Source organism: Streptomyces sp. AC558_RSS880 (genome assembly GCF_019049255.1).
Taxonomy (GTDB): domain Bacteria; phylum Actinomycetota; class Actinomycetes; order Streptomycetales; family Streptomycetaceae; genus Streptomyces.
This window is the reverse complement of record NZ_JAGMUJ010000033.1, coordinates 13,920-34,613: the sequence shown is the minus strand read 5'-3', so window position 1 is coordinate 34,613 and position 20,694 is coordinate 13,920. Positions and strand designations below refer to the sequence as shown.

Below are 20,694 nucleotides of genomic sequence, written 5' to 3'. Positions count from 1 at the left end.
GTCAGGCCACGCGGAACTGCTCGTCGCGGGCGTCGCTGAGGAACATCTGTCCCGGTGCGTGGGTGAGGGCGAACGGCGGGCGGGAGGCCATGACCGCGGCCTGCGGGGTCACCCCGCAGGCCCAGAACACCGGGATGTCGTCCGGCTCGAGGTCCACCGGGTCGCCGAAGTCCGGGCGGTCGAGGTCGTCGATGCCCAGCCCGGAGGGGGCGCCGCAGTGCACGGGCCCGCCGTGCACCGCCGGCAGCAGACTGCTCTCCCGGATCGCCGCGGAGAGGTGCGCCGGCGGCACCGGCCGCATGGACACCACCATCGGCCCGCGCAGCCGCCCCGCCGGACGGCACTGCCAACTCGTCACGTACATGGGAACGTTGCGGCCCTGCTCGACGTGCCGGACCGGAACGCCCGCCGCCGTCAGCGCCCACTCGAACGTGAAGCTGCAGCCGATCAGGAACGACACCAGGTCACCGCGCCAGTGCGCCCGCACGTCCGTCGGCTCGTCCACCAGCTCGCCGTGTTCCCACACGCGGTAGCGCGGCAGATCGGTGCGCAGGTCCGCGTCCGGGGCGAGGACGGTGGTCGTGGACCCGGCGTCGGTGACGTCCAGGACCGGACAGGGCTTGGGGTTGCGCTGGCAGAACAGCAGCATGTCGTACGCCCAGTCGGCGGGCACCGAGATCAGATTGGCCTGCGTGTGCCCCGCGGCCACGCCGGCCGTGGGGCCCGCCAGCCCCTCCCGGAAGCGGGCGCGCGCCGATCGCGGGCTCCACGCGTGTGCCTGCCCGTCGACCAGCGCCACGGGGCGGTCGTCCACGGCGGTCGGCGTGCGGTCGTCGGTGTGGCTCACTCCAGTTCCTTCCCGCGGGTCTCCGGCAGCCCCAGCAGCGCCAGTGCCGCGATGCCGTAACCGATCGCGCCGAAGACCAGCGCCCCGCCCACGCCCCAGCTGTCGGCGAGGAAGCCGACCGTCGTGGGGAAGACGGCGCCCACGGCGCGTCCGGTGTTGTACGTGAAGCCCTGCCCCGTACCGCGCACCGCCGTCGGGTACAGCTCGCTCAGATAGGAGCCGAAGCCGCTGAAGATCGCCGACATGCAGAACCCGAGCGGGAAACCGAGCACGAGGATCACGGTGTTGGCGCCGTTCGGGATGTTCGTGTACGCCAGGATGCAGATCGCGGACAGCAGCGCGAACAGCCAGATGTTGCGCCGCCGGCCCAGCCGGTCGGTGAGGTAGCCGCCGGTCAGGTAGCCGATGAAGGCACCCGAGATCAGGAACGTCAGATAGCCGCCGGTGCCGACGACCGACAGGTCGCGCTCGGTCTTCAGATAGGTCGGCACCCAGGTGGCGAGGGTGTAGTAGCCGCCCTGGACGCCCGTGGAGAGCAGCACGGCGAAGAGCGTGGTGCGCAGCAGGCCCGGCGATCCCGGCCGGTCCTGCCGGAAGATCGCCGCGAACGAGCCCCTCTGCGCGCTCTTCTCCCGCGCGGCGGCCGCCTCGGGCGCGTCCCGCACGCTGCGCCGCACCCACACCACGAGCAGCGCCGGCAGCGCGCCGGTCCAGAACATCACGCGCCAGGCCAGGTCGTCGTCGGCCAGCGAGAAGATCATCGTGTACACGATCACCGCCAGCGCCCAGCCCACGGCCCAGGAGCTCTGGACCGCGCCGAGGGTGCGGCCGCGGTGCCGGGCGCTCGCGTACTCGGCGACGAGGATCGCGCCGACCGCCCACTCACCGCCGAAGCCGAGGCCCTGCAGCGCGCGGAACACCAGCAGCGTCTCGTAGTTGGGCGCGAAGCCGCAGGCCACGGTGAACACCGCGTACGTGATCACCGTCAGCAGCAGCGCCCTGACCCGGCCGACGCGGTCCGCCAGCACGCCGGCGAGGGCGCCGCCGACCGCGGAGACCACCAGGGTGACGGTCGTGAGCAGGCCGGTCTGGCCGCTGTTCAGACCGAAGTACGCCGACAGCGCGACCATCGTCAGCGGCAGCGTGAAGTAGTCGTACGAGTCCAGGGCATAGCCGCCGAACGCGCCGCCGAAGGCGCGTCGGCCGCGCGGTCCCAGTGCGTGCAGCCAGCCGAACGCCCCGTCGTCGGGGACGCGTTCGGGCGGTGCGGGGCGTGGGGTGTCGGTCAGGGCCCGCGGTGGAGGGGGCGTGCTCATGGGCACCTCGCAGAAGGAGGACGAAGGGTGCGGGAAGGAGTGAGCCGTGCCACTGCCCAGCAAGGTAGAGGATCGTTGAACGATCCTTCAATACCCATGTTGTCTCGTTCTTCCGCGTGCGATTGAATTCCGGCATGGCAGAGCAGATGGGCGGACTGGCCGACGACCGTGCCCTGTTGGGCCGTACCAGCACCGCCGAGCGGGTCGCGGACATCCTCAGGAGCCGTATCGCCGAGGGCTACTTCCCGCCCGGGACGCGGCTGTCGGAGGACAGCATCGGTGGTGCGCTCGGCGTCTCCCGCAACACGCTGCGCGAGGCGTTCCGGCTGCTCACGCACGAGCGGCTGCTCGTCCACGAGCTGAACCGGGGCGTGTTCGTCCGGGTGCTGACCGTCGAGGACGTCGAGGACATCTACCGCACCCGCCGGCTCGTCGAGTGCGCCGTCGTGCGCGGGCTCGGCGACCCGCCCTACGCGCTCGACGCGCTCGCCGAGGTGGTGGAACACGGGCGCACGGCGGCGCGCGAAGGTGACTGGAAAGGCGTGGGTACGGCCAATATCCACTTCCACCGGGAGCTGGTGGCCCTCGCCGCCAGTGAGCGCACGGACGAGCTGATGCGCAGCGTCTTCGCCGAACTGCGGCTCGCCTTCCATGTCGTGGACGAGCCGCAACGGCTGCATGAACCGTACATAGCCCGTAATGTCGGGATTCTTCAAGCACTTCAGGACGGGGACCGCGACAAGGCCGAGACACTGTTGGCGGCTTACCTCGAGGTCTCGTTGGAACGGGTCGTCGAGGTGTACCGGCGGCGCGTCGGCGAGGACGGCCAGGAGGGCCGGCCGGTGGTGTGAGGATCGTCGCGCCGGGGCGCAACACGGTCGTTTGGGTCGTTGTCAGACTGAGGACCTAGTCTGTGCACCGTGACTTCGCCTGCATCGACGGACAGCGTTCCGCCCCAGCTCAGCGCGGGGCCGCGGCCCGCGCCGGGCCCGGCCGCCGACGAGGGGCTGGCGCGTCGGCTGCGCGCGCTCGCGTGCACCGCGCCGCTGCACGACCTCGACGCGCGCAAGGCCAATCTCGCCGGCGAGTACTCGGTGTACGGCATGGCGGAGATCGCCCTCGCGGCCATCGACCTCGTCACCCTGAACATGGACTTCGACACGGGCGCCGACCACGACCAGATAGTCGCCCGGATCGTCCCGCGCATCGCCGCCCAGGCCCCGCGCCGCCCCGCCGCCGAGCACGAGCGGGTGGCCCGCTGGGTCCTGGAGAACCTGATCAACGTCGGCAGCGTCGACCGCGGCTTCCGCGCGGTGTACGGCGTGTTCGGCGCGGACGGCACCTATGTGCGCCGCGACTACGACTTCAAGCTGATCGAGGAGGTCCCCGGCCCCGGCGGCACGGTGTACCTGCGAACGACCGACGAGGCCGTCAACGTCCTGGTCGGCGCCCTGGACACCGATGTCACCAGCGCGCAGATCGCCGCCGAGGTCAAGCTGGAGGTGCTGATCAGCCGGGGCAGGCTCGCCGACGCCCAGCTCGCCGCCGAGCAGGCCCGCTACCGGACCGTGCAGTACTCCGAGACCCTGCGCCGGGCTCTGGACGCCACCCGCCGCAACGTCCGCGCGGTGGACTGGCTGAGCGCCGTGCCCGACATGATCGCCGAGGCCCTCGACCACGTGGCGGACCGCTACCGCCACGAGAACGCGATCCTCACCAACATCCGCAAGGCCCGTGACGAGTCCGAGGACCCCGAGCACAAGCGCCGGGCGGCCGAGCTGGTGGACATCGTCAAGGACTGCATCCGGCGCCACACGCAGCTGCAGTCCCGGCTGCTGGAGGCCGGCCCGCTGTTCCGCGCCGAACAGGACCGGCAGGCCTTCGCCACCCCCACGTCGGCCTCGGGTACCGACCTCTACGGCCACCTCCTCGCGCCCCTGCTGCCGCTGCCCGTGGAGCGGGCGGCCCGGGTCACCGACGCCTTCTTCGCCCACGGCACCGGACTGCGCACCCCGGTCTCCGTCCGGGTCGCCGACCTCGTCGAGATCCTGCTGACACCGCCCGTGGAGCGGGAACACCTCGGTGCCGAGATGCCCGAGCCCGACCTGATCGCCACGCCCGACGACAGCCGCTTCAGCGAGGAGCAGCTGGCGGCCGCCACGGAGCTGCTGGACCTGCCGGCCGACGCACCGCGCCGGCTGTCCGGACTGCTCGCCGACGCCCGCCGCCGGGACCCCGAACTGCCCTACCTGGTCGCCCTGCTGGCCATCCACGCCGCGAGCCCCCCGGTCGGCACCGCCTACCGCCAGGGCGAGCGGAAGCTGCTGTTCGCCGTGGACGACGGAACCGACCTCGACGACCCCGAGTTCGGCGGCGCCGACCTCATCGTCGGCACGGCCCTGCTGGACGCGGCGGGGATGGCCGCGGACCGGTCGGAGGCGGCATGACGGAGCAAACAGTCCGCACCGAGGTGTCCCAGAACAAGGAGTCCCGACCGTGACCGAGCACGTCGAGTGGAGTGAGCCGGAGGCCGTGGCCGCACCGGCGAGCGCCGCCGTCACACCCGCCGACGCCGCCGACGCCGCGCGGCTCGTCGCCTTCGGCCTCCAGCCCAAGCTCCAGCCCGCCCGCGACCAGGAGTACGCCGACCTGCTGCGCCGCTACCGCGAGGACCCGCCGTTCGCGCGGCTCGCCGACGCCGTGGCCACCGGCCTCGGACTGATCGTGCTGGAGGTGTCCCCGCGCGCCGGCATGGCCGTCACCGCCGCCGAGGACTCCGTCTTCGCCGTCCGCATGGGCGACTACGCGCGCCGCACCTCCGCCGACGGCGGCGACCGGTTCCTGCACGGGCTCGCCCACCTCGCCGTCGCCGCCATGGCCTTCCCGCGCCCCGAGGACCTCGCCGACGACGGCTACATCGGGCGCGTCACGGTCAACGGCGTCGACGCCTTCGTCCGCCAGGCCTGCCACCGGCTGGAGGAGCGGGCCGCGGAGCAGGGCGAGAACACCGACCCGGCCAGCGACGCCCCCGGCCTGGAGGCCGCGTGGCGGATCTGGGCCAGACGCAGCTCGACCGGCGCCACCAAGGACGCACGCCGGCTCGCGGGCTCCACCACGGGCATCGTCGCCAAGGCCGTCGGCTTCCTCACCGACTCCGGCTTCCTGCAGCGCACCGGTGACGACAGCGGCGGCACGTACCGCACCACGGCCCGCTACCAGCTCCAGGTCCGCGACATGGCGGGCGCCGCCGCCATGGCCGAGCTGCTGGAGCTGGGCGTCGTCCCGGTCACCGACGGCACGCCCACCCTGCTGCCGCCCGAGGACGGCGACGACCTGGAGCTGGTCGCCGACGCCGGCCTGCCGTTCCACTCCGCCTGAACCCCCGTCTCACGAAGCCTCACGAGAGTCCGCCATGTACGAGCTGTCCCGGGTCCGCCTCTACTCCATCGGGCCGGCCGGTGCGCGCTACGCCGACACCGTGCTCGACCTGCGCGGTGTCGGCGCGGCCGTGCCGGACCCCGCGCCGACGCAGGCGGAGTTCTTCCAGGAGGAGCCCGTCGGCCCGCCGCGCCGGCCCGCCCCCGCCGGGGTGCTCTTCCTGGAGAACGGCGGCGGCAAGTCGGTCCTGCTGAAGCTGATCTTCTCCGTGATGCTCCCGGGCCACCGCAACACCCTCGGCGGCGCCAGCTCCGGCGTGCTGCGCAAGTTCCTGCTCGCCGACGACTGCGGCCACGTGGCGCTGGAGTGGCAGCACGTGCAGACCGGCGAGTGCGTCGTCGTCGGCAAGGTCAGCGAGTGGCGGGGCCGCCAGGTCTCCAACGACCCGAGGAAGTTCGCCGAGGCCTGGTACTCCTTCCGGCCCGGCCCCGGCCTCAGCCTGGACAACCTCCCCGTCGCCGAGTCCACGGCCGTACGGCCGCCCGTCGAGGGCCAGTCGGGCGCGCGGGGACGCCGCCGCACCATGAAGGGCTTCCGGGACGCCCTCACGGAGGCCGGCAAGAACTACCCGCACCTGGAAGTGCACTGGGAGGAGATCCACGAGCGCTGGACCGAACACCTCGGCGACCTGGGACTCGACCCCGAACTCTTCCGCTACCAGCGGGAGATGAACGCCGACGAGGGTGAGGCCGCCGGTCTCTTCGCGGTCAAGAAGGACTCCGACTTCACCGACCTGCTGCTGCGCGCCGTCACCGACACCCGGGACACCGACGGACTCGCCGACCTGGTCGGCGGCTTCGGCAACAAGCTGGGCCGGCGCGCCGAGCTGATCGCCGAACGGGACTTCACCGCCGGGTCCGTCGACCTGCTGGGCCGGATCGTCGAGGCCGCCGAGGCCCGCACCCGCGCGCGGGAGATCCACACCGCCGCCGAGCGCCGCACCCGCACCCTGGCCCGCCGGCTCTCCGCGCGCGGCGCCCGGGAACGCGTCCGCGCGACCGACCTGGCCGGGCGGGTCACCGCCGCCGCGTACGCCGTCACCCACGCCGAGACGGCACGCGAGCACAGCGCGCTGATCTCCGCCGAACTCGCCTACCGGCACGCCTCCCTGGCGCTCGCCGCCGCCGAGAAGTCCGCCGCCGCCCAGAAACGCGAGCTCGCCGACGCGCGCACCCTGTACTCCGCCTGGCAGGCCGCTGAGGCCGTACTGCGTCACCGTGCCGCAGCCGACCGCGTCGCCCGTGTCTCCGCCGCGATCCAGGAGGCCGAGCGGGACGCCGCCCCCGCGCTGGCCGCGCGCGCCAAGGCCGCCGTCGACCTGGTACGCGCCCTGCACGCGGCCGCGCAGAACGCCGAGGACCTCGCCAACGAGGAGGAGGGGCGGTCCGCCGCCCTCCAGGAGGTCAGCGACGGCGCCTACCGCGACTCCACCGCCGCCGCCACCGAGGCGCAGCGGGCCCGCAGCGAGATCGGGCACCTGCGGCAGCGGCTCACCGAGGTCGAGCAGGAGACCGCCGAGGCCGTGCGGGCCGGCTGGCTCGACGACAGCGCCCCGGACGCCGACCCCGCCAGGGCCGCCCTCGCGGCCAGTGACGCCGAGAAGACGGCGGTCGCCGCCTGGGACACCGCCCGCGAGGCGGCCCGCCGGGCCACCGAGCACGCGCGGGAGGCGGCCGCCGCCGAGAGCCGCGCGGAACTCACCGCGGCCCGCGCGGCGGACGCGGCCACGGCGGCCGAGCGCGCCCACGAGGGCGAGCGCCGCACGGCCGAAGCCCTCGCCGCCGAACAACGGCTGGCGGAACTGCTGAGCCTGCCGGGAGCCGCCGGCCGGCGGCGGGCCGGTGTGCCGGGACAGCGCACGGACACGGACCGCGCCGCGGACGGTTCCGAGGCCGGGCCTTCCTCCGGCGAAGGCGCCCTGACCGCCGAGGAACTCGACCGGTTCGCCGACGAGCTGCGCGAACTGCTCGACGACGCCGTCTCCTCCGCCGAACGGCAGCTGTTCGACCTGCGCACCGCCGCCGCGGACGACGCCCGCATCCTCGGCGCCCTCGGCGACGGCGGGCTGCTGCCGCCCGGCCCGGACGTGCTGGCGACGGTCGAGTTCCTCGGCGAGCACGGCATCCCGGCACTCCCGGGGTGGCGCTACCTCGCCCAGGCCGTCGACCCCGCCGACCACGCGCGCGTGCTGGCCGCCCGCCCCGAGCTGGTCGACGGCGTCATCATCACCGACCCGGACTCCCACCTCCGCGCCCGCGAGGCGCTGAGCGACGCCGCCCTGCTGCCCCGCTCCGCCGTCGCCGTCGGCACCGCCGCCGCCCTGCTCGCCCCCACCCCCGCGCCGGACACGGACACCGGGGACGTCTTCCTCGTACCGCCGAACCCGGCCATGCACGACGAGCACGCCGCCGACGAGGAACGGCAGACACTGCGCGCGCGGGCGACCGAGCGGGACGAGGAGATCCGCGCGCTCGCCGCCCGGCTCGGCAAGGACCGGGAGCTGGTCGCGCGGCTCGCCTCCTGGCGCACCGGCTGCCCCGCCGGGCGGCTCACGGAGCTGGCCGGTACGGCCCACGAGGCGCGGGCGTTCGCCGAGGAGTCCGAGGCCGAGCTGACCGAGGCGCGCACCGTGCGGGCGGAGGCCGAGGAGGCCGCCGCAGAGGCCGTCGGCGTCCGTGACGAGCGGCAGGAAGCCGCGCAGAAGGCCCGGCGCGCGGCCGACGCCCTCGCCGGACTCGCCTTCCGGCTGCGCGAACGGGCCGGCTGGCAGGTCAAGCTGCGCGAACTCGCCGACGACGCGACCGAGGCGGAGGCCCGCGCCCAGACCTGTCTGGAACGGGCGCGCGCCGCCGACGAGGACCGGCGCGGCGCCCAGCGGGCCGCCGACGACGCCCGGCGCACCGCACGTGCGCTGCGCGCCGAGCGCTCGGAGATCGCGGGCGCCCCCGACGACGTGCCCGAGGACGGCACCGGAGCGCCGCAGGCGTCCCTGCCCGCCCTGCGCGAGGCCTACCGCGCCGCGTCCCAGGTGTACGAGAAGGTCGGCGTCGGCGCGGATCTGCGCGCCGAACAGGCCCGCGCGGAGAGCGACGAGAGCGCCGCCCGGGCCGAACTGGACCGGCTCAGCAACAAGGTCCGCACCCGCGCCGAGCAGCTGCTCCAGTCGCCCGACGGCTCCGACGGACCCAGCCGGCAGGCCGCCGCCGCCCGTGCGGAGGAGCTGGTGCAGCTCCTGGAGACCCGCATGTCCAGTGCGAGCGAGCAGCTCGGACGACTGCGCGGCGAGGCCGAACGGCTCGCGCCCGAGGACGGCGAGGCGCACACCGAACTCCCCGAGGAACTGGTGCCGCGCGACGCCGAGCACGCACAGACCCTCCTGCGCACCGCCACCACCGAACTCGCCTCCCGCAGCGAGGCCTTGAGCCAGGCACGGGAGGCCCACGCCGAACTGCTCGACGCGCACCGCGCCGCCGAGGACGCGGCCGGCGGCTTCGACGAGATCGCCGCCATGCTCCGCGACCTGCTGCGCGAACACGCCCCCGAGGAGGAGCAGGAGCAGCCCGAGCCCTACCCGGGCGGTCTGGACGAGGCCCGGCAGTCCGCCGCCGAGTCCCGTCGCTCGCTGCGCGGCTGCGCCGCCGACCTGTCCGCCGCCGAGTCCGCCGTGCGTGAAGCGAGCGACATCCTCGTCCGGCACGCCAACTCCACGCGCTACGAGCAGGTCCGCACGCCCGCGCGCCAGCAGATCCGCGAGCTGCCCGCCTCCGCGCTGCCCGAGCACGCCCAGAGGTGGGCGGACGCCTTCGCGCCCCGGCTGCGGGTCCTCACCGACGAGCTGGAGCAGCTGGAGCGCAACCGCGACTCGATCGTGGACCGGCTGCGGGGCCTGGTCGAGTCCGCCCTCGCCACCCTCCGCTCCGCCCAGCGGCTGTCCCGGCTGCCGGAAGGCCTCGGAGAGTGGTCCGGACAGGAGTTCCTGCGCATCCGCTTCGAGGAACCCGACCAGGCCACCCTCACCGAGCGGCTCGGCGAGGTCGTCGACGAGGCGACCCGGGCGGCCGTCAAGAAGAACTCCGACCTGCGGCGCGACGGCATGTCCCTGTTGTTGCGCGGGGTCGCCGCCGCCCTCCAGCCGAAGGGGGTCGCCGTCGAGATCCTCAAGCCCGACGCGGTACTGCGCGCCGAACGCGTACCCGTCGGACAGATGGGTGACGTGTTCTCCGGCGGCCAGCTGCTCACCGCGGCCATCGCCCTGTACTGCACGATGGCCGCGCTGCGCTCCAACGACCGCGGCCGGGACAAGCACCGCCACGCCGGCACGCTGTTCCTGGACAACCCCATCGGCCGTGCCAACGCGACCTACCTCCTGGAGCTCCAGCGCGCGGTCGCCGACGCGCTCGGCGTCCAGCTCCTGTACACCACCGGTCTGTTCGACACGACGGCGCTCGCGGAGTTCCCGCTGGTCATCCGGCTGCGGAACGACGCCGACCTGCGGGCCGGCCTGAAGTACATCAGTGTGGAGGAACACCTCCGGCCGGGACTTCCCCAGCAGGACCCGGCCGAGGAGGCGCACAGCGAGATCACGGCGACCCGCATGTTCAAGCGGCCCGCCACGACGAGCGGCTGATCAGGCGTCATCCCGGACGAGGCTCAGAAGCCGTAGCCCATGCGCCGGGACAGCCCGGCCGCCGCCGTCGCGGTCCTGCTGCCCAGCTCGGGCAGCAGGTCCGCACGCAGCCGGTACACCGGCCCCGAGACACTGATCGCCGCGATCACCGTGCCGTCGTGCGAGCGGACCGGCGCCGCGACGGCCGCGAGCCCCAGCTCCAGCTCCTCGAGCGTGGCGGCGTATCCGTGCTCGACCACCGTCTCCAGTTCACCGCGCAGCTCCGCTGCCGTGGTGATCGTCCGCTCCGTGAACCGGCGCAACGGGCGTGCGAGGTGGCCCTCACGGACCGCGGGTGGCAGGTGGGCCAGGAACACCTTGCCACCGGCGGTGGCGTGCAGCGGGGTGCGTCTGCCGAGCCAGTTCTGCGCGGTGACCGATGCCGTACCCCGGGCCTGCATGATGTTGACGGCGGCGTCGTCGTCCAGCACCGCTATGTTCACCGTCTCGCCCAGCTCGTCGGCGAGCTCCCGGCACACCGGAACGCCCTCCTGCGAGATGTCCAGCCGCACGGCGGCCGCCCCCGCGAGGCGCAGCACGCCGGCACCCAGGTGGTACTTGCCGCGGTCCTTCGTCTGGGTCACCAGCCCGCGGTTCTCCAGGACGCCGAGCAGCCGGAAGGCCGTGGACTTGTGCACGCCCAGTTCGCCGGCGATCTCCGTGACACCCGCCTCGCCGTGCCGCGCCAGGATCTCCAGCACGCTCACCGCACGGTCCACCGACTGCACGGCACTCGTCGCGCCCCTCCCGTTCTCCCCGGGCTGTTTCCGCTCGCCGGTCATGGCTCGGCTCTCACCATCTGTCGGCCCGGTGCGGGCCGATGCCGACCGCCCTCGCTGCGACGGTCACCCACCCGGGAACTGTTGCGCGTAGTGCCTGCACATGCGGCATACGCAACATCAGCCTACCGAGAGTCCCTGTTCCGGTGGGTGTGCCGTCAGGGGTGCGACAACTGCCCGGCTCCGCCCCGCCGGCGTATTCGAGCCTGCGCCCGCTGGGCGGCCCGCTGCTGACGGCGAGCGCGGCGCCGCTCGCGCCGCAGGGCCCGCGCGGTGCTGCTGGGCGCGGACACCACGCCATTGCGCTGATTCCAGACCTGGCGGGTCACCCAGACGTCCAGGACCCCCCAGGTCGCGAGGATCGTGCTGACGACGCTGCTGATGACCATGGGGAACGCCAGCCAGGACCCGGCCAGGGTGCACAGGAAGGCCACCATGGCCTGAATCAACGTCACCGCGATGATGAGCACTGCCCGCACGGCCGACGTCCGTACCGGGTCCGGCAACCGGCGCCGCCGGGCCGGCTCCTCGATCCACAGCGGCCGGTAGGAGGCCTTACCGCTGAAGCTGCCGGACTCGCCGTTCCTCCCTCCGGTCTCCCGCGCCGCAGCGCCGTCGCGGCCCTCGCGTGCCGCTCCGCGCACGGTCGCCGCGGCGCCGCGTTCGCCGGCCGTCCCGTGCCCGGACGCGGCTGCACCGGGGCCGGGAGCCCCGGCCTCCGACCGCGTCGTCACCTGCGCCGCCGCGCCCTCCTCGGGCGCCTCGCGCCGCTCCGCCGTGCCCATCAACGTGTCACTCCCCACCGCCAGCAGACCGCTCACTCGTGTTCGAAGACCTGGTTCTTCAGTGGCTGCCCGGCTTGCACTGTTCTACGCCGCCCAGGTGCGGGACACGGCTCTTGCGGCCGATTCCGCCCCCATTTCCCACAGAGAAGGACGAACGGCACGTCGCGAAGATTCCCGACCGGGAAAGAAATCGGCCAACCATCCCCGCGCGTCCGGGAGATCGGCCAGGGGGCCGCACCCCCGATTCCGGGAGGCAATCTCCCCCAATGCCCGGACAACTCGCCATCTCCCGCCCCCGGCACGGAACTACAGCTTCCGGACGGCTCTTCGAGTTCACCCCGGTGCGGTAGTAGGCTCGCGCCGTTTGTTGACGCACATGTGTACCCCCGGCCGACCGGGGGCCGAGCTGGGGGAGGCCATGCGCTTTCGCGGGAAGTCCGTCCGCCGGAAGATCGTGGCGCTGCTTCTCGTGCCGCTGTTGTCCCTGACGACGATCTGGGCCTTCACCACGGTGCTCACGGGCCGCGAGGCAAGCCATCTGTTCGACGTGTCGTCGGTGATGGAGGAGGTCGGCTACCCCGTCGAGGACGCCGTCCGCGTCCTTCAGCAGGAGCGTCGGCAGACCCTCGTCCATCTCGCGGACCCCCGCGCCGCCGAAGGGCTCGCCGCACTCCGGCGCAGTCGCGCCGCCACCGACGAGGCCATCGACAACGTCCGCAGGAACGCGGCGAACACCGATGTGCGCGAGGCCATGCACGGGGACTCCGGTGAACTGAGCGCGGTACTGGACTCCTTCGAAGGCATCGAGTCCCTGCGCCGCAGCGTCGAGGACGGCACCGTCGACCGCTCCCAGGCCCTCGACCTCTACAACCGGCTGATCGACCCGTGCTACGTCCTGCTGGCCAATCTGCACGTGGTCGAAGACATCGAACTCGACAAGCAGTACCGCGCCCTCGTCAGCCTCGCCCGCGCCCGCGAACTCCTCTCCCGCGAGGACGCCCTGCTCGGCTCCGCCCTGATCGTCGGCGAACTGTCCCGTGCCGAAGTGCGGCAGATCTCCGACCTCGTGGCCCAGCGCACGCTGATGTACGACGCCGGCCTGCCGCAGCTGCCCGCGTCCGAGCGCGACCGCTACGAGACCTTCTGGAAGAACGCGGCGTCCGCCCCGCTGCGCGTGGGCGAGGAGGCGGCCGTCTCCTCCGGCAGCGGGGAGCCCCGTGGGATCACGGCCAAGAGCTGGGACATCGCCGCCGGCAACGTGCTCTCCGAACTCGGCACCCTCAACGACCAGGCCGCCGACCGCTACCAGGACCGCGTCCGCCCCGTCGCCGTGGGCGTCATCACCCAGGCCGTCATCGCCGGTGTCCTCGGACTGGTCGCCCTCCTGGTCTCCCTCGTCCTCTCCGTACGCGTGGGCCGCGGACTCATCCGGGACCTCCGGCAGCTGCGGCTGGAGGCCCACGAGGCGTCCGGTGTGCGACTGCCCAGCGTGATGCGCCGCCTCTCGGCGGGCGAACAGGTCGACGTCGAGACCGAGGTCCCGCGCCTGGAATACGACAAGAACGAGATGGGAGAGGTCGGCCAGGCCCTCAACACCCTCCAGCGCGCCGCCGTGGAGGCCGCCGTCAAGCAGGCCGAACTGCGCGCCGGTGTCTCCGAGGTGTTCGTCAACCTCGCCCGCCGCAGCCAGGTCCTGCTGCACAAACAGCTCACCCTGCTGGACACCATGGAACGCCGGACCGAGGACACCGGGGAACTCGCCGACCTGTTCCGGCTGGACCACCTCACCACCCGTATGCGCCGGCACGCCGAGGGCCTGGTGATCCTCTCCGGCGCCGCGCCCTCCCGGCAGTGGCGCAAGCCCGTCCAGCTCATGGACGTCGTACGCGCCTCCGTCGCCGAGGTCGAGGACTACGAGCGCATCGAGGTCCGCCGGCTGCCCAGGGTCGCCGTCACCGGTCCGGCCGTCGCCGACCTCACCCACCTCGTGGCCGAACTGCTGGAGAACGCCACGGTGTTCTCCCCGCCGCACACCGCCGTCCAGGTCCTCGGCGAGCGGGTGGCCAACGGATTCACCCTGGAGATCCACGACCGCGGGCTCGGCATGGCGGCCGACGCCCTTCTGGACGCCAACCTCAGACTCGCCGAGACCCCCGAGTTCGAGCTCTCCGACACCGACCGGCTCGGACTGTTCGTGGTCAGCCGCCTCGCCCAGCGCCAGAACGTCCGGGTCTCTCTGCAGCCCTCCCCGTACGGCGGCACCACGGCGGTCGTCTTCATCCCCGACACACTGTTGACGGACGACGTTCCGGACACCAACGGCGTCGGCTTCCGCCTCGACCGTCCCCAGCGCGCCAAGGACCGCGAACCGGAGGAGACCCGCCGCGCCGCGCTCTCCCAGGTGCCCGTACAACTGCCCGGGCTCCCCGCCTCGCTGCTGGACGGACCGGTGGAACTGGAAGCCCCCGTCGACCTGGACGCACTCGACGGCTTCCCCGGCGCCCTGGAGGACGAGGACAGCCGACGCGGCGGCCTCTTCCGCCCCCGCCGCTCCCTCACCGGCACCCAGGAGGAGCGGCCCGGCCGCGCACACCATCAGCAGACCCCCGACACGCCTGGGAGCGTGGACCCGGGCGGGGACGACCGGAGCGCCCCGGTACCGCTGGCCCGCAGGGGAGCACCCAAGCTGGTCAGCTCCCATGGGCGCCCGGTCCGCGACGCTCGCGACCGAGCGGAGCGCACGGACGAGGAGGGCATGCCCGCGGCGTCCACCCGGCCCGAGCTGGAAGCAGCGCCTCCGCTGCCCGCCCGCCGCCGCGGTGAGAATTCCGCGGGACGCCGGGGCCCCGGCCGCCCGGACGCGGACGCACTGTCCCCGCTTCCCGCACGCCGCCGCACCGAACGGCTCTCCTCCGACGTCGAGCGCGCACAACCGGGCGCGGAGTCACTGCCTCCGCTACCTGCCCGCCGACGGGGCCCCGACCCCTCCCGCCCCAGGACCGGAACCGGGGACCAGAGCGACACTCCGGCGCCCTCCGGCCCTGTGCGCCAGGACCGGCCGGAGCCCTCTGCCGGCCCTCCCCGGCGCACCCGCCGCCCCGCCATCGCGGTGAGCGGTCCCGACGACTCCGTGCCGGGCGCGGGCGGCGCGGACGCCGACGCCGCACGACCCGGCGGCGGAGCGCTGCCCCGGCGCATACGGCAGGCCAGCCTCGCCCCGCAGCTCAAGCACAGTGCCGAACCGCGGAACGAGGACAGGGCGCGGCCCGTTGAACGGGATGCCGACGAAGTCCGCAGCCGCATGGCCTCGCTCCAGCGCGGCTGGCAGCGCGGCCGCGAGGAGAACGCCGCCGGCGACGAAGCCGACAGCGGCACAGCACCACGACGAACGACAAAGGGGGACGGTCGATGACCGCACCGAGGGCCACCGGCCACACCACGACCGACAAGGGGGAGCTGAACTGGCTCCTCGACGACCTGGTGGACCGAGTCGCCAGCATCCGCAAGGCGATCGTGCTCTCCGGCGACGGCCTGCCGACAGGCGCGTCGAAGGACCTCACCCGGGAGGACAGCGAGCACCTGGCCGCCGTCGCCTCCGGCTTCCACAGCCTCGCCAAGGGCGTGGGCCGCCACTTCGAGGCCGGAGACGTCCGTCAGACCGTCGTCGAACTCGACGAGGCGTTCCTCTTCGTCACCGCCGCCGGCGACGGCAGCTGCCTCGCCGTCCTCGCGGACGCGGATTCGGACGTCGGACAGGTCGCCTACGAGATGACGCTTCTCGTGAAGCGGGTCGGTGTGCATCTGGGCGCCGCACCGCGCACCGATCTGCCCTCGGGCGGGTAGTGGGATGACATGAGCGCTGACGGTCAGGGTAGAAGCCACTGGTTCGACGACGAGGCCGGACCGGTCGTCCGTCCGTACGCCATGACGCGGGGCCGCACCACCAGTGCGGCCCAGCACCGCCTCGACCTGATCGCGGTGGTCGTCACGGAGCCGCACGCGGACGATCCGGAGACCGATCCCACGCTCTCCCCGGAACACGTGGACATCGTCGAACTGTGCCGTGACAGCTCGCAGACGGTCGCCGAACTCTCCGCCGAACTCGATCTGCCGATCGGGGTGGTCCGGGTCCTCGTCGGAGACCTCGTGGAATCGGAATGGGTCCATGTGAACCGGCCGGTCCCCCCGGCCGAGCTGCCGGACGAGAGTATTCTGCGCGACGTGATCAACGGCCTCCGGGCGCTGTGACCGGCGCGGAAGCGGGATACTGACGTGACAGGCTGGCAGTTCTGGGTCGACCGAGGCGGCACCTTCACCGACATCGTCGCGAGGCGCCCCGACGGCCGGCTGCTGACGCACAAGGTGCTGTCCGACAACCCGGCTCCGGAACACACCCGGAACCGCGGGAGCCGGGGGACACGCGGCACCGACGCGGCGGTCGTGGGCGTCCGCGAACTGCTGGCCGGATCCGACGGCCCCGTCGACGCCGTACGCATGGGGACCACCGTCGCCACCAACGCCCTCCTCGAGCGCAAGGGCGAACGGACCCTGCTGGTCGTCACCCGCGGCTTCCGCGACGCGCTGCGCATCGCCTACCAGAACCGCCCGCACATCTTCGCCCGCCGTATCGACCTGCCCGAACTGCTGCACGAACGGGTCGTCGAGGTGGACGAACGCATCGCCGCCGACGGCACCGTCCTGCGCGCCCCCGACCTGGACGCCCTCACCGGACCGCTGCGACGGGCGTACGACGACGGCATCCGGGCCGTCGCCGTGGTCTGCGTGCACAGCCATCTCCACCCCGCCCACGAACAAGCGGTCGGGGAACTCGCCGCCCGGATCGGCTTCCCGCAGATCTCGCTGTCCAGCGAGGTCAGTCCCCTGATGAAGCTCGTCCCGCGCGGGGACACCGCCGTCGTGGACGCCTACCTCTCGCCCGTGCTGCGCCGCTACGTCCGCCATGTCGCCGACGAACTCGACGGCGTACGGCTGATGTTCATGCAGTCCAACGGCGGCCTCACCGAAGCCGGCCGGTTCCGGGGCAAGGACGCCGTCCTGTCCGGGCCTGCCGGCGGCATCGTCGGCATGGCCCGCATGTCGCAGCTCGCCGGCTTCGACCGCGTCATCGGCTTCGACATGGGCGGCACCTCCACCGACGTCTCGCACTTCGCGGGCGAGTACGAACGCGTCTTCACCACACAGATCGCCGGAGTCCGGCTGCGCGCGCCCATGCTGGACATCCACACCGTCGCCGCCGGCGGCGGCTCGGTCCTCCACTTCGACGGCTCCCGCTACCGCGTGGGGCCGGATTCGGCGGGCGCCGACCCGGGCCCCGCCTGTTACCGGCGCGGCGGCCCGCTCACGGTCACCGACGCCAACGTCATGCTCGGCCGCATCCAGCCCGCCCACTTCCCCACGGTGTTCGGCCCGGACGGCGACCAGCCCCTCGACGACGCGCTCGTCCGTGACCGCTTCACCGTCCTCGCCGGTGAGATCCGCGAGCAGACCGGCGACGACCGCACCCCCGAGCAGGTCGCCGAGGGCTACCTGCGGATCGCCGTCGCCAACATCGCCGGCGCGGTGAAGCGGATCTCCGTGCAAAAGGGGCACGACGTCACCCGGTACGCCCTCACCACCTTCGGCGGAGCGGGCGGACAGCACGCGTGCATGGTCGCCGACTCCCTCGGCATCCGCACCGTCCTCGTCCCGCCCATGGCCGGCGTCCTGTCGGCGCTCGGCATCGGCCTCGCCGACACCACGGCCATGCGGGAACGGTCCGTCGAGGCCCCCCTGGAACCGGCCGCCATGCCCGGCGTCCACAAGACCGCCGACGACCTCGAATCGGCGGCCCGCGCCGAACTCCTCGCGGAGGACGTCCCCGAGGAGCGGATCGAGGTCAGCCGCCGCGCCCAGCTCCGCTACGACGGCACCGACACCACCCTGACCGTGGAGCTGACCGAGCCCGGCACGATGCGGCGCACCTTCGAAGAACGTCATCGCGCCACGTACTCCTTCACGCTCGACCGCCCGATCGTCGTCGAAGCCCTCTCCGTCGAAGCCACCGGCATCACCGAACCCCCCGATCTCTCCGCCCTCGCTCCCTACGAAGGCACCCCGCGACACCCCGCCGTCCCCCCGCGGACCGTCCGCCTCCACACCGGCGGCACCTGGCGCGACGTACCCCTTCACCGCCGTGAGGACCTTCCCCCCGGCGAAGCCGTCACCGGCCCGGCGATCATCACCGAGTCAGGGGCGACGACCGTCGTCGACGACGGCTGGCGGGCCGCGGCGACCCACGACGGGCATCTGGTCATGGAACGCGTCGCGGTTACGCAGAGTTCCCGAGCCGACACAAAAGCCGACCCCGTGCTGCTCGAGGTCTTCAACAACCTCTTCATGTCCATCGCCGAACAGATGGGCGCCCGCCTCGAGTCCACCGCCCAGTCCGTCAACATCAAGGAACGCCTGGACTTCTCCTGCGCCCTCTTCGACCCCGACGGAAACCTGGTGGCCAACGCCCCGCACATCCCCGTCCACCTGGGCTCGATGGGCACCAGCGTCAAGGAGGTCATCCGGCGGCGCGGCCCGGCCATGCGCCCCGGCGACACCTACGCCGTCAACGACCCGTACCACGGCGGCACCCACCTTCCCGACGTCACCGTCATCACCCCGGTCTTCGCCACCGGGCCCACCGACGACACGGAGAGTGACCGGAAGGTCCTCTTCTACGTCGCCTCACGCGGCCACCACGCCGAGATCGGCGGCATCGCCCCGGGCTCCATGCCGGCCGACAGCCGCACCATCGACGAGGAGGGCGTCCTCTTCGACAACTGGCTGCTCACCGAGAACGGCCGCTTCCGCGAGGAGGAGACCCTCCGCCTCCTCACCGAGGCACCCCACCCCTCCCGCAATCCGAAGACCAACCTCGCCGACCTGCGCGCCCAGATCGCCGCCAACCGCAAGGGCGTCGACGAGGTCGGCCGCATGATCGAGAACTTCGGCCTCGACGTCGTCCAGGCCTACATGAAGCACGTCCAGGACAATGCCGAAGAGGCCGTGCGCCGCGTCATCGACGCCCTCGACGACGGCGCGTACGCCTACGAGACCGACTCGGGCGCCGTCATCCGCGTACGCGTCCGCGTGGACCGCGAGAACCGCCGCGCGACCGTCGACTTCACCGGTACGTCCGCCCAGCTGCCCACCAACTTCAACGCCCCCTTCTCCGTCGTCAACGCGGCCGTCCTGTACGTCTTCCGCACCTTGGTCGCCGACGACATCCCGCTCAACGACGGCTGTCTGCGCCCGCTGGACATCATCGTGCCGCCGGGCTGCATGCTGGCCCCCGAGCCGCCGGCCGCCGTCGTCGCGGGCAACGTGGAGACCTCCCAGGCCGTCACCGGCGCCCTGTACGCGGCCCTCGGCGTCCAGGCGGAGGGCTCCGGCACCATGAACAACGTCACCTTCGGCAACGCCCGCCACCAGTACTACGAAACCGTCGCCTCCGGCTCGGGCGCCGGAGACGGCTTCCCCGGGGCATCCGTCGTACAGACACACATGACCAACTCCCGGCTCACCGACCCCGAGATCCTGGAGTGGCGACTGCCCGTCCGCCTCGAGGAGTTCGCGGTGCGCCGCGGCAGCGGCGGCGCCGGACGGTGGCGCGGCGGGGACGGAGCCGTGCGCCGCATCCGCTTCCTGGAGCCCATGACGGTCTCCACGCTGTCCCAGCACCGCAGGATCCCTCCGTACGGCATGGCCGGAGGCGAACCCGGAGCACCGGGCGCCCACCGGATCGAACGGGCGGACGGCACGGTCACCCGGCTCGCCGGAAGCGACTCGGCGGACGTCGGACCCGGCGACGTACTCGTCGTCGAAACCCCCGGCGGCGGAGGATACGGCCCGCCGCCCGACCCCCATCAAGCAGGAGAAGAGATCGATGATCTTCGGGCGTTCTGAGCGCGGCAAGCCCCCGGTCGAGCCCGTCACGCTCAAGATCCTGGTGGCCGGCGGCTTCGGCGTGGGCAAGACCACGCTCGTCGGCGCGGTCAGCGAGATCAGGCCGCTGCGCACCGAGGAACTCCTCACCGAGGCCGGGCGCCCGGTCGACGACACCTCCGGTGTGGAAACCAAGAACACCACCACCGTGGCCATGGACTTCGGCCGCATCACCCTCCGCGAGGACCTGGTGCTGTACCTCTTCGGCACGCCCGGTCAGGAGCGGTTCTGGTTCATGTGGGACGAGCTGTCCGAGGGCGCCCTCGGAGCCGTGGTCCTCGCCGACACCCGGCGCCTGGAGGACTGTTTCGCGGCCATCGACTACTTCGAGCGGCGCGCCATCCCGTTCCTCGTCGGCGTCAACTGCTTCGACGGAGCGGCGCGCTACCCGGCCGACGACGTCCGCCGCGCCCTCGACCTCGACGACCACGTACCGCTGCTGATGTGCGACGCGCGGGACCGCGAGTCGGTCAAGGAGACCCTCATCGGCGTCGTCCAGCACGCCATGGCCCAGGTCGCACAGCGACGCCAGACGGTCGGCACCTGAGACGTCGGCAGGTCCGCGGCCCGTGCTCCCACCGACCGGAGCCCGGGCCGCGAACCCGGAGAGCGACGCACCACGCGCGCGTGGTCAACCGTCATCCTCCGCCATCCAGCCGAAGCTCTTCTCCACCGCCTTGCGCCAGTTGCGGTACTCCCGGTCCCGTGTCGGCGCCTCCATGGCCGGCGTCCACTCGGCGTCCTTCTTCGTGGATGCCCTGGCTTTCAGGCCAGACAGGAAACGAAGCTCCCGCGGAGCAGGGCGGGGAAAGGTGAATCGCCGCCAGGACGGTTCGACGTCCACGGCCACCGGTCGACACTCGCTGCT

General features: G+C 72.9%; 14 protein-coding genes. 9 read left to right on the top strand and 5 right to left on the bottom strand.

From position 1 onward, the window contains the following. Position 1: 1 nt before the first annotated feature. Both KUM38_RS15300 and KUM38_RS15295 read right to left on the bottom strand, forming a co-directional pair. Positions 2 to 847, bottom strand: a complete 846-nt coding sequence (locus tag KUM38_RS15300; RefSeq protein WP_217129927.1) for a putative hydro-lyase — start codon at positions 845 to 847, stop codon at positions 2 to 4. Further along, on the bottom strand, positions 844 to 2,163 hold the full coding sequence (locus tag KUM38_RS15295; RefSeq protein ID WP_217129926.1) for an MFS transporter: 1,320 nt from the start codon (positions 2,161 to 2,163) through the stop codon (positions 844 to 846). Before KUM38_RS15295 ends, KUM38_RS15300 begins: the two co-directional genes overlap by 4 nt. Before the next feature lie 134 nt (positions 2,164 to 2,297). On the opposite strand from KUM38_RS15295, the gene KUM38_RS15290 reads away from it, so the two are divergent. From KUM38_RS15290 to KUM38_RS15275, 4 genes are all read left to right on the top strand, one after another. After that, entirely contained in the window at positions 2,298 to 3,014 is a 717-nt protein-coding gene (locus KUM38_RS15290; RefSeq protein WP_217129925.1) for a GntR family transcriptional regulator, read from the top strand. A gap of 69 nt (positions 3,015 to 3,083) precedes the next feature. Then, the gene (locus KUM38_RS15285) at positions 3,084 to 4,610 is read left to right on the top strand and encodes a hypothetical protein (protein WP_217129924.1); all 1,527 of its coding nucleotides are present in this window, start codon (positions 3,084 to 3,086) and stop codon (positions 4,608 to 4,610) included. 49 nt (positions 4,611 to 4,659) lie between these two features. Further along, complete coding sequence (locus KUM38_RS15280; protein ID WP_217129923.1) at positions 4,660 to 5,541, top strand: hypothetical protein; 882 nt, start codon at positions 4,660 to 4,662, stop codon at positions 5,539 to 5,541. A gap of 34 nt (positions 5,542 to 5,575) precedes the next feature. Then, entirely contained in the window at positions 5,576 to 10,228 is a 4,653-nt protein-coding gene (locus KUM38_RS15275; RefSeq protein WP_217129922.1) for a hypothetical protein, read from the top strand. Positions 10,229 to 10,251: 23 nt separating this feature from the next. Here KUM38_RS15275 and KUM38_RS15270 read toward each other — a convergent pair whose 3' ends face one another. Then, a complete protein-coding gene (locus KUM38_RS15270) occupies positions 10,252 to 11,049 on the bottom strand; it encodes an IclR family transcriptional regulator (protein ID WP_217129921.1) in 798 nt (265 codons plus the stop codon). Positions 11,050 to 11,204: 155 nt separating this feature from the next. Beyond that, entirely contained in the window at positions 11,205 to 11,831 is a 627-nt protein-coding gene (locus tag KUM38_RS15265; RefSeq protein ID WP_217129920.1) for a hypothetical protein, read from the bottom strand. 418 nt (positions 11,832 to 12,249) lie between these two features. On the opposite strand from KUM38_RS15265, the gene KUM38_RS15260 reads away from it, so the two are divergent. The 5 genes from KUM38_RS15260 to KUM38_RS15240 are packed head-to-tail and all read left to right on the top strand — an operon-like array spanning position 12,250 to position 20,373. Continuing rightward, positions 12,250 to 15,243, top strand: a complete 2,994-nt coding sequence (locus KUM38_RS15260) for a nitrate- and nitrite sensing domain-containing protein (RefSeq protein WP_217129919.1) — start codon at positions 12,250 to 12,252, stop codon at positions 15,241 to 15,243. After that, positions 15,240 to 15,674: a roadblock/LC7 domain-containing protein gene (locus KUM38_RS15255; RefSeq protein WP_217129918.1), complete on the top strand. Its 435-nt coding sequence runs from the start codon at positions 15,240 to 15,242 to the stop codon at positions 15,672 to 15,674. The genes KUM38_RS15260 and KUM38_RS15255 overlap by 4 nt, the downstream gene beginning before the upstream one ends. Before the next feature lie 9 nt (positions 15,675 to 15,683). After that, on the top strand, positions 15,684 to 16,079 hold the full coding sequence (locus tag KUM38_RS15250; RefSeq protein ID WP_217129917.1) for a DUF742 domain-containing protein: 396 nt from the start codon (positions 15,684 to 15,686) through the stop codon (positions 16,077 to 16,079). A gap of 24 nt (positions 16,080 to 16,103) precedes the next feature. Then, positions 16,104 to 19,787, top strand: a complete 3,684-nt coding sequence (locus tag KUM38_RS15245) for a hydantoinase B/oxoprolinase family protein (protein WP_217129916.1) — start codon at positions 16,104 to 16,106, stop codon at positions 19,785 to 19,787. Next, complete coding sequence (locus KUM38_RS15240) at positions 19,768 to 20,373, top strand: ATP/GTP-binding protein (protein ID WP_217129915.1); 606 nt, start codon at positions 19,768 to 19,770, stop codon at positions 20,371 to 20,373. The genes KUM38_RS15245 and KUM38_RS15240 overlap by 20 nt, the downstream gene beginning before the upstream one ends. An 84-nt stretch (positions 20,374 to 20,457) precedes the next feature. Here the strand turns inward: KUM38_RS15240 and KUM38_RS15235 are convergent, their stop codons facing one another. Beyond that, on the bottom strand, positions 20,458 to 20,676 hold the full coding sequence (locus tag KUM38_RS15235) for a hypothetical protein (RefSeq protein ID WP_217130042.1): 219 nt from the start codon (positions 20,674 to 20,676) through the stop codon (positions 20,458 to 20,460). Between the last annotated feature and the right edge of the window lie 18 nt (positions 20,677 to 20,694).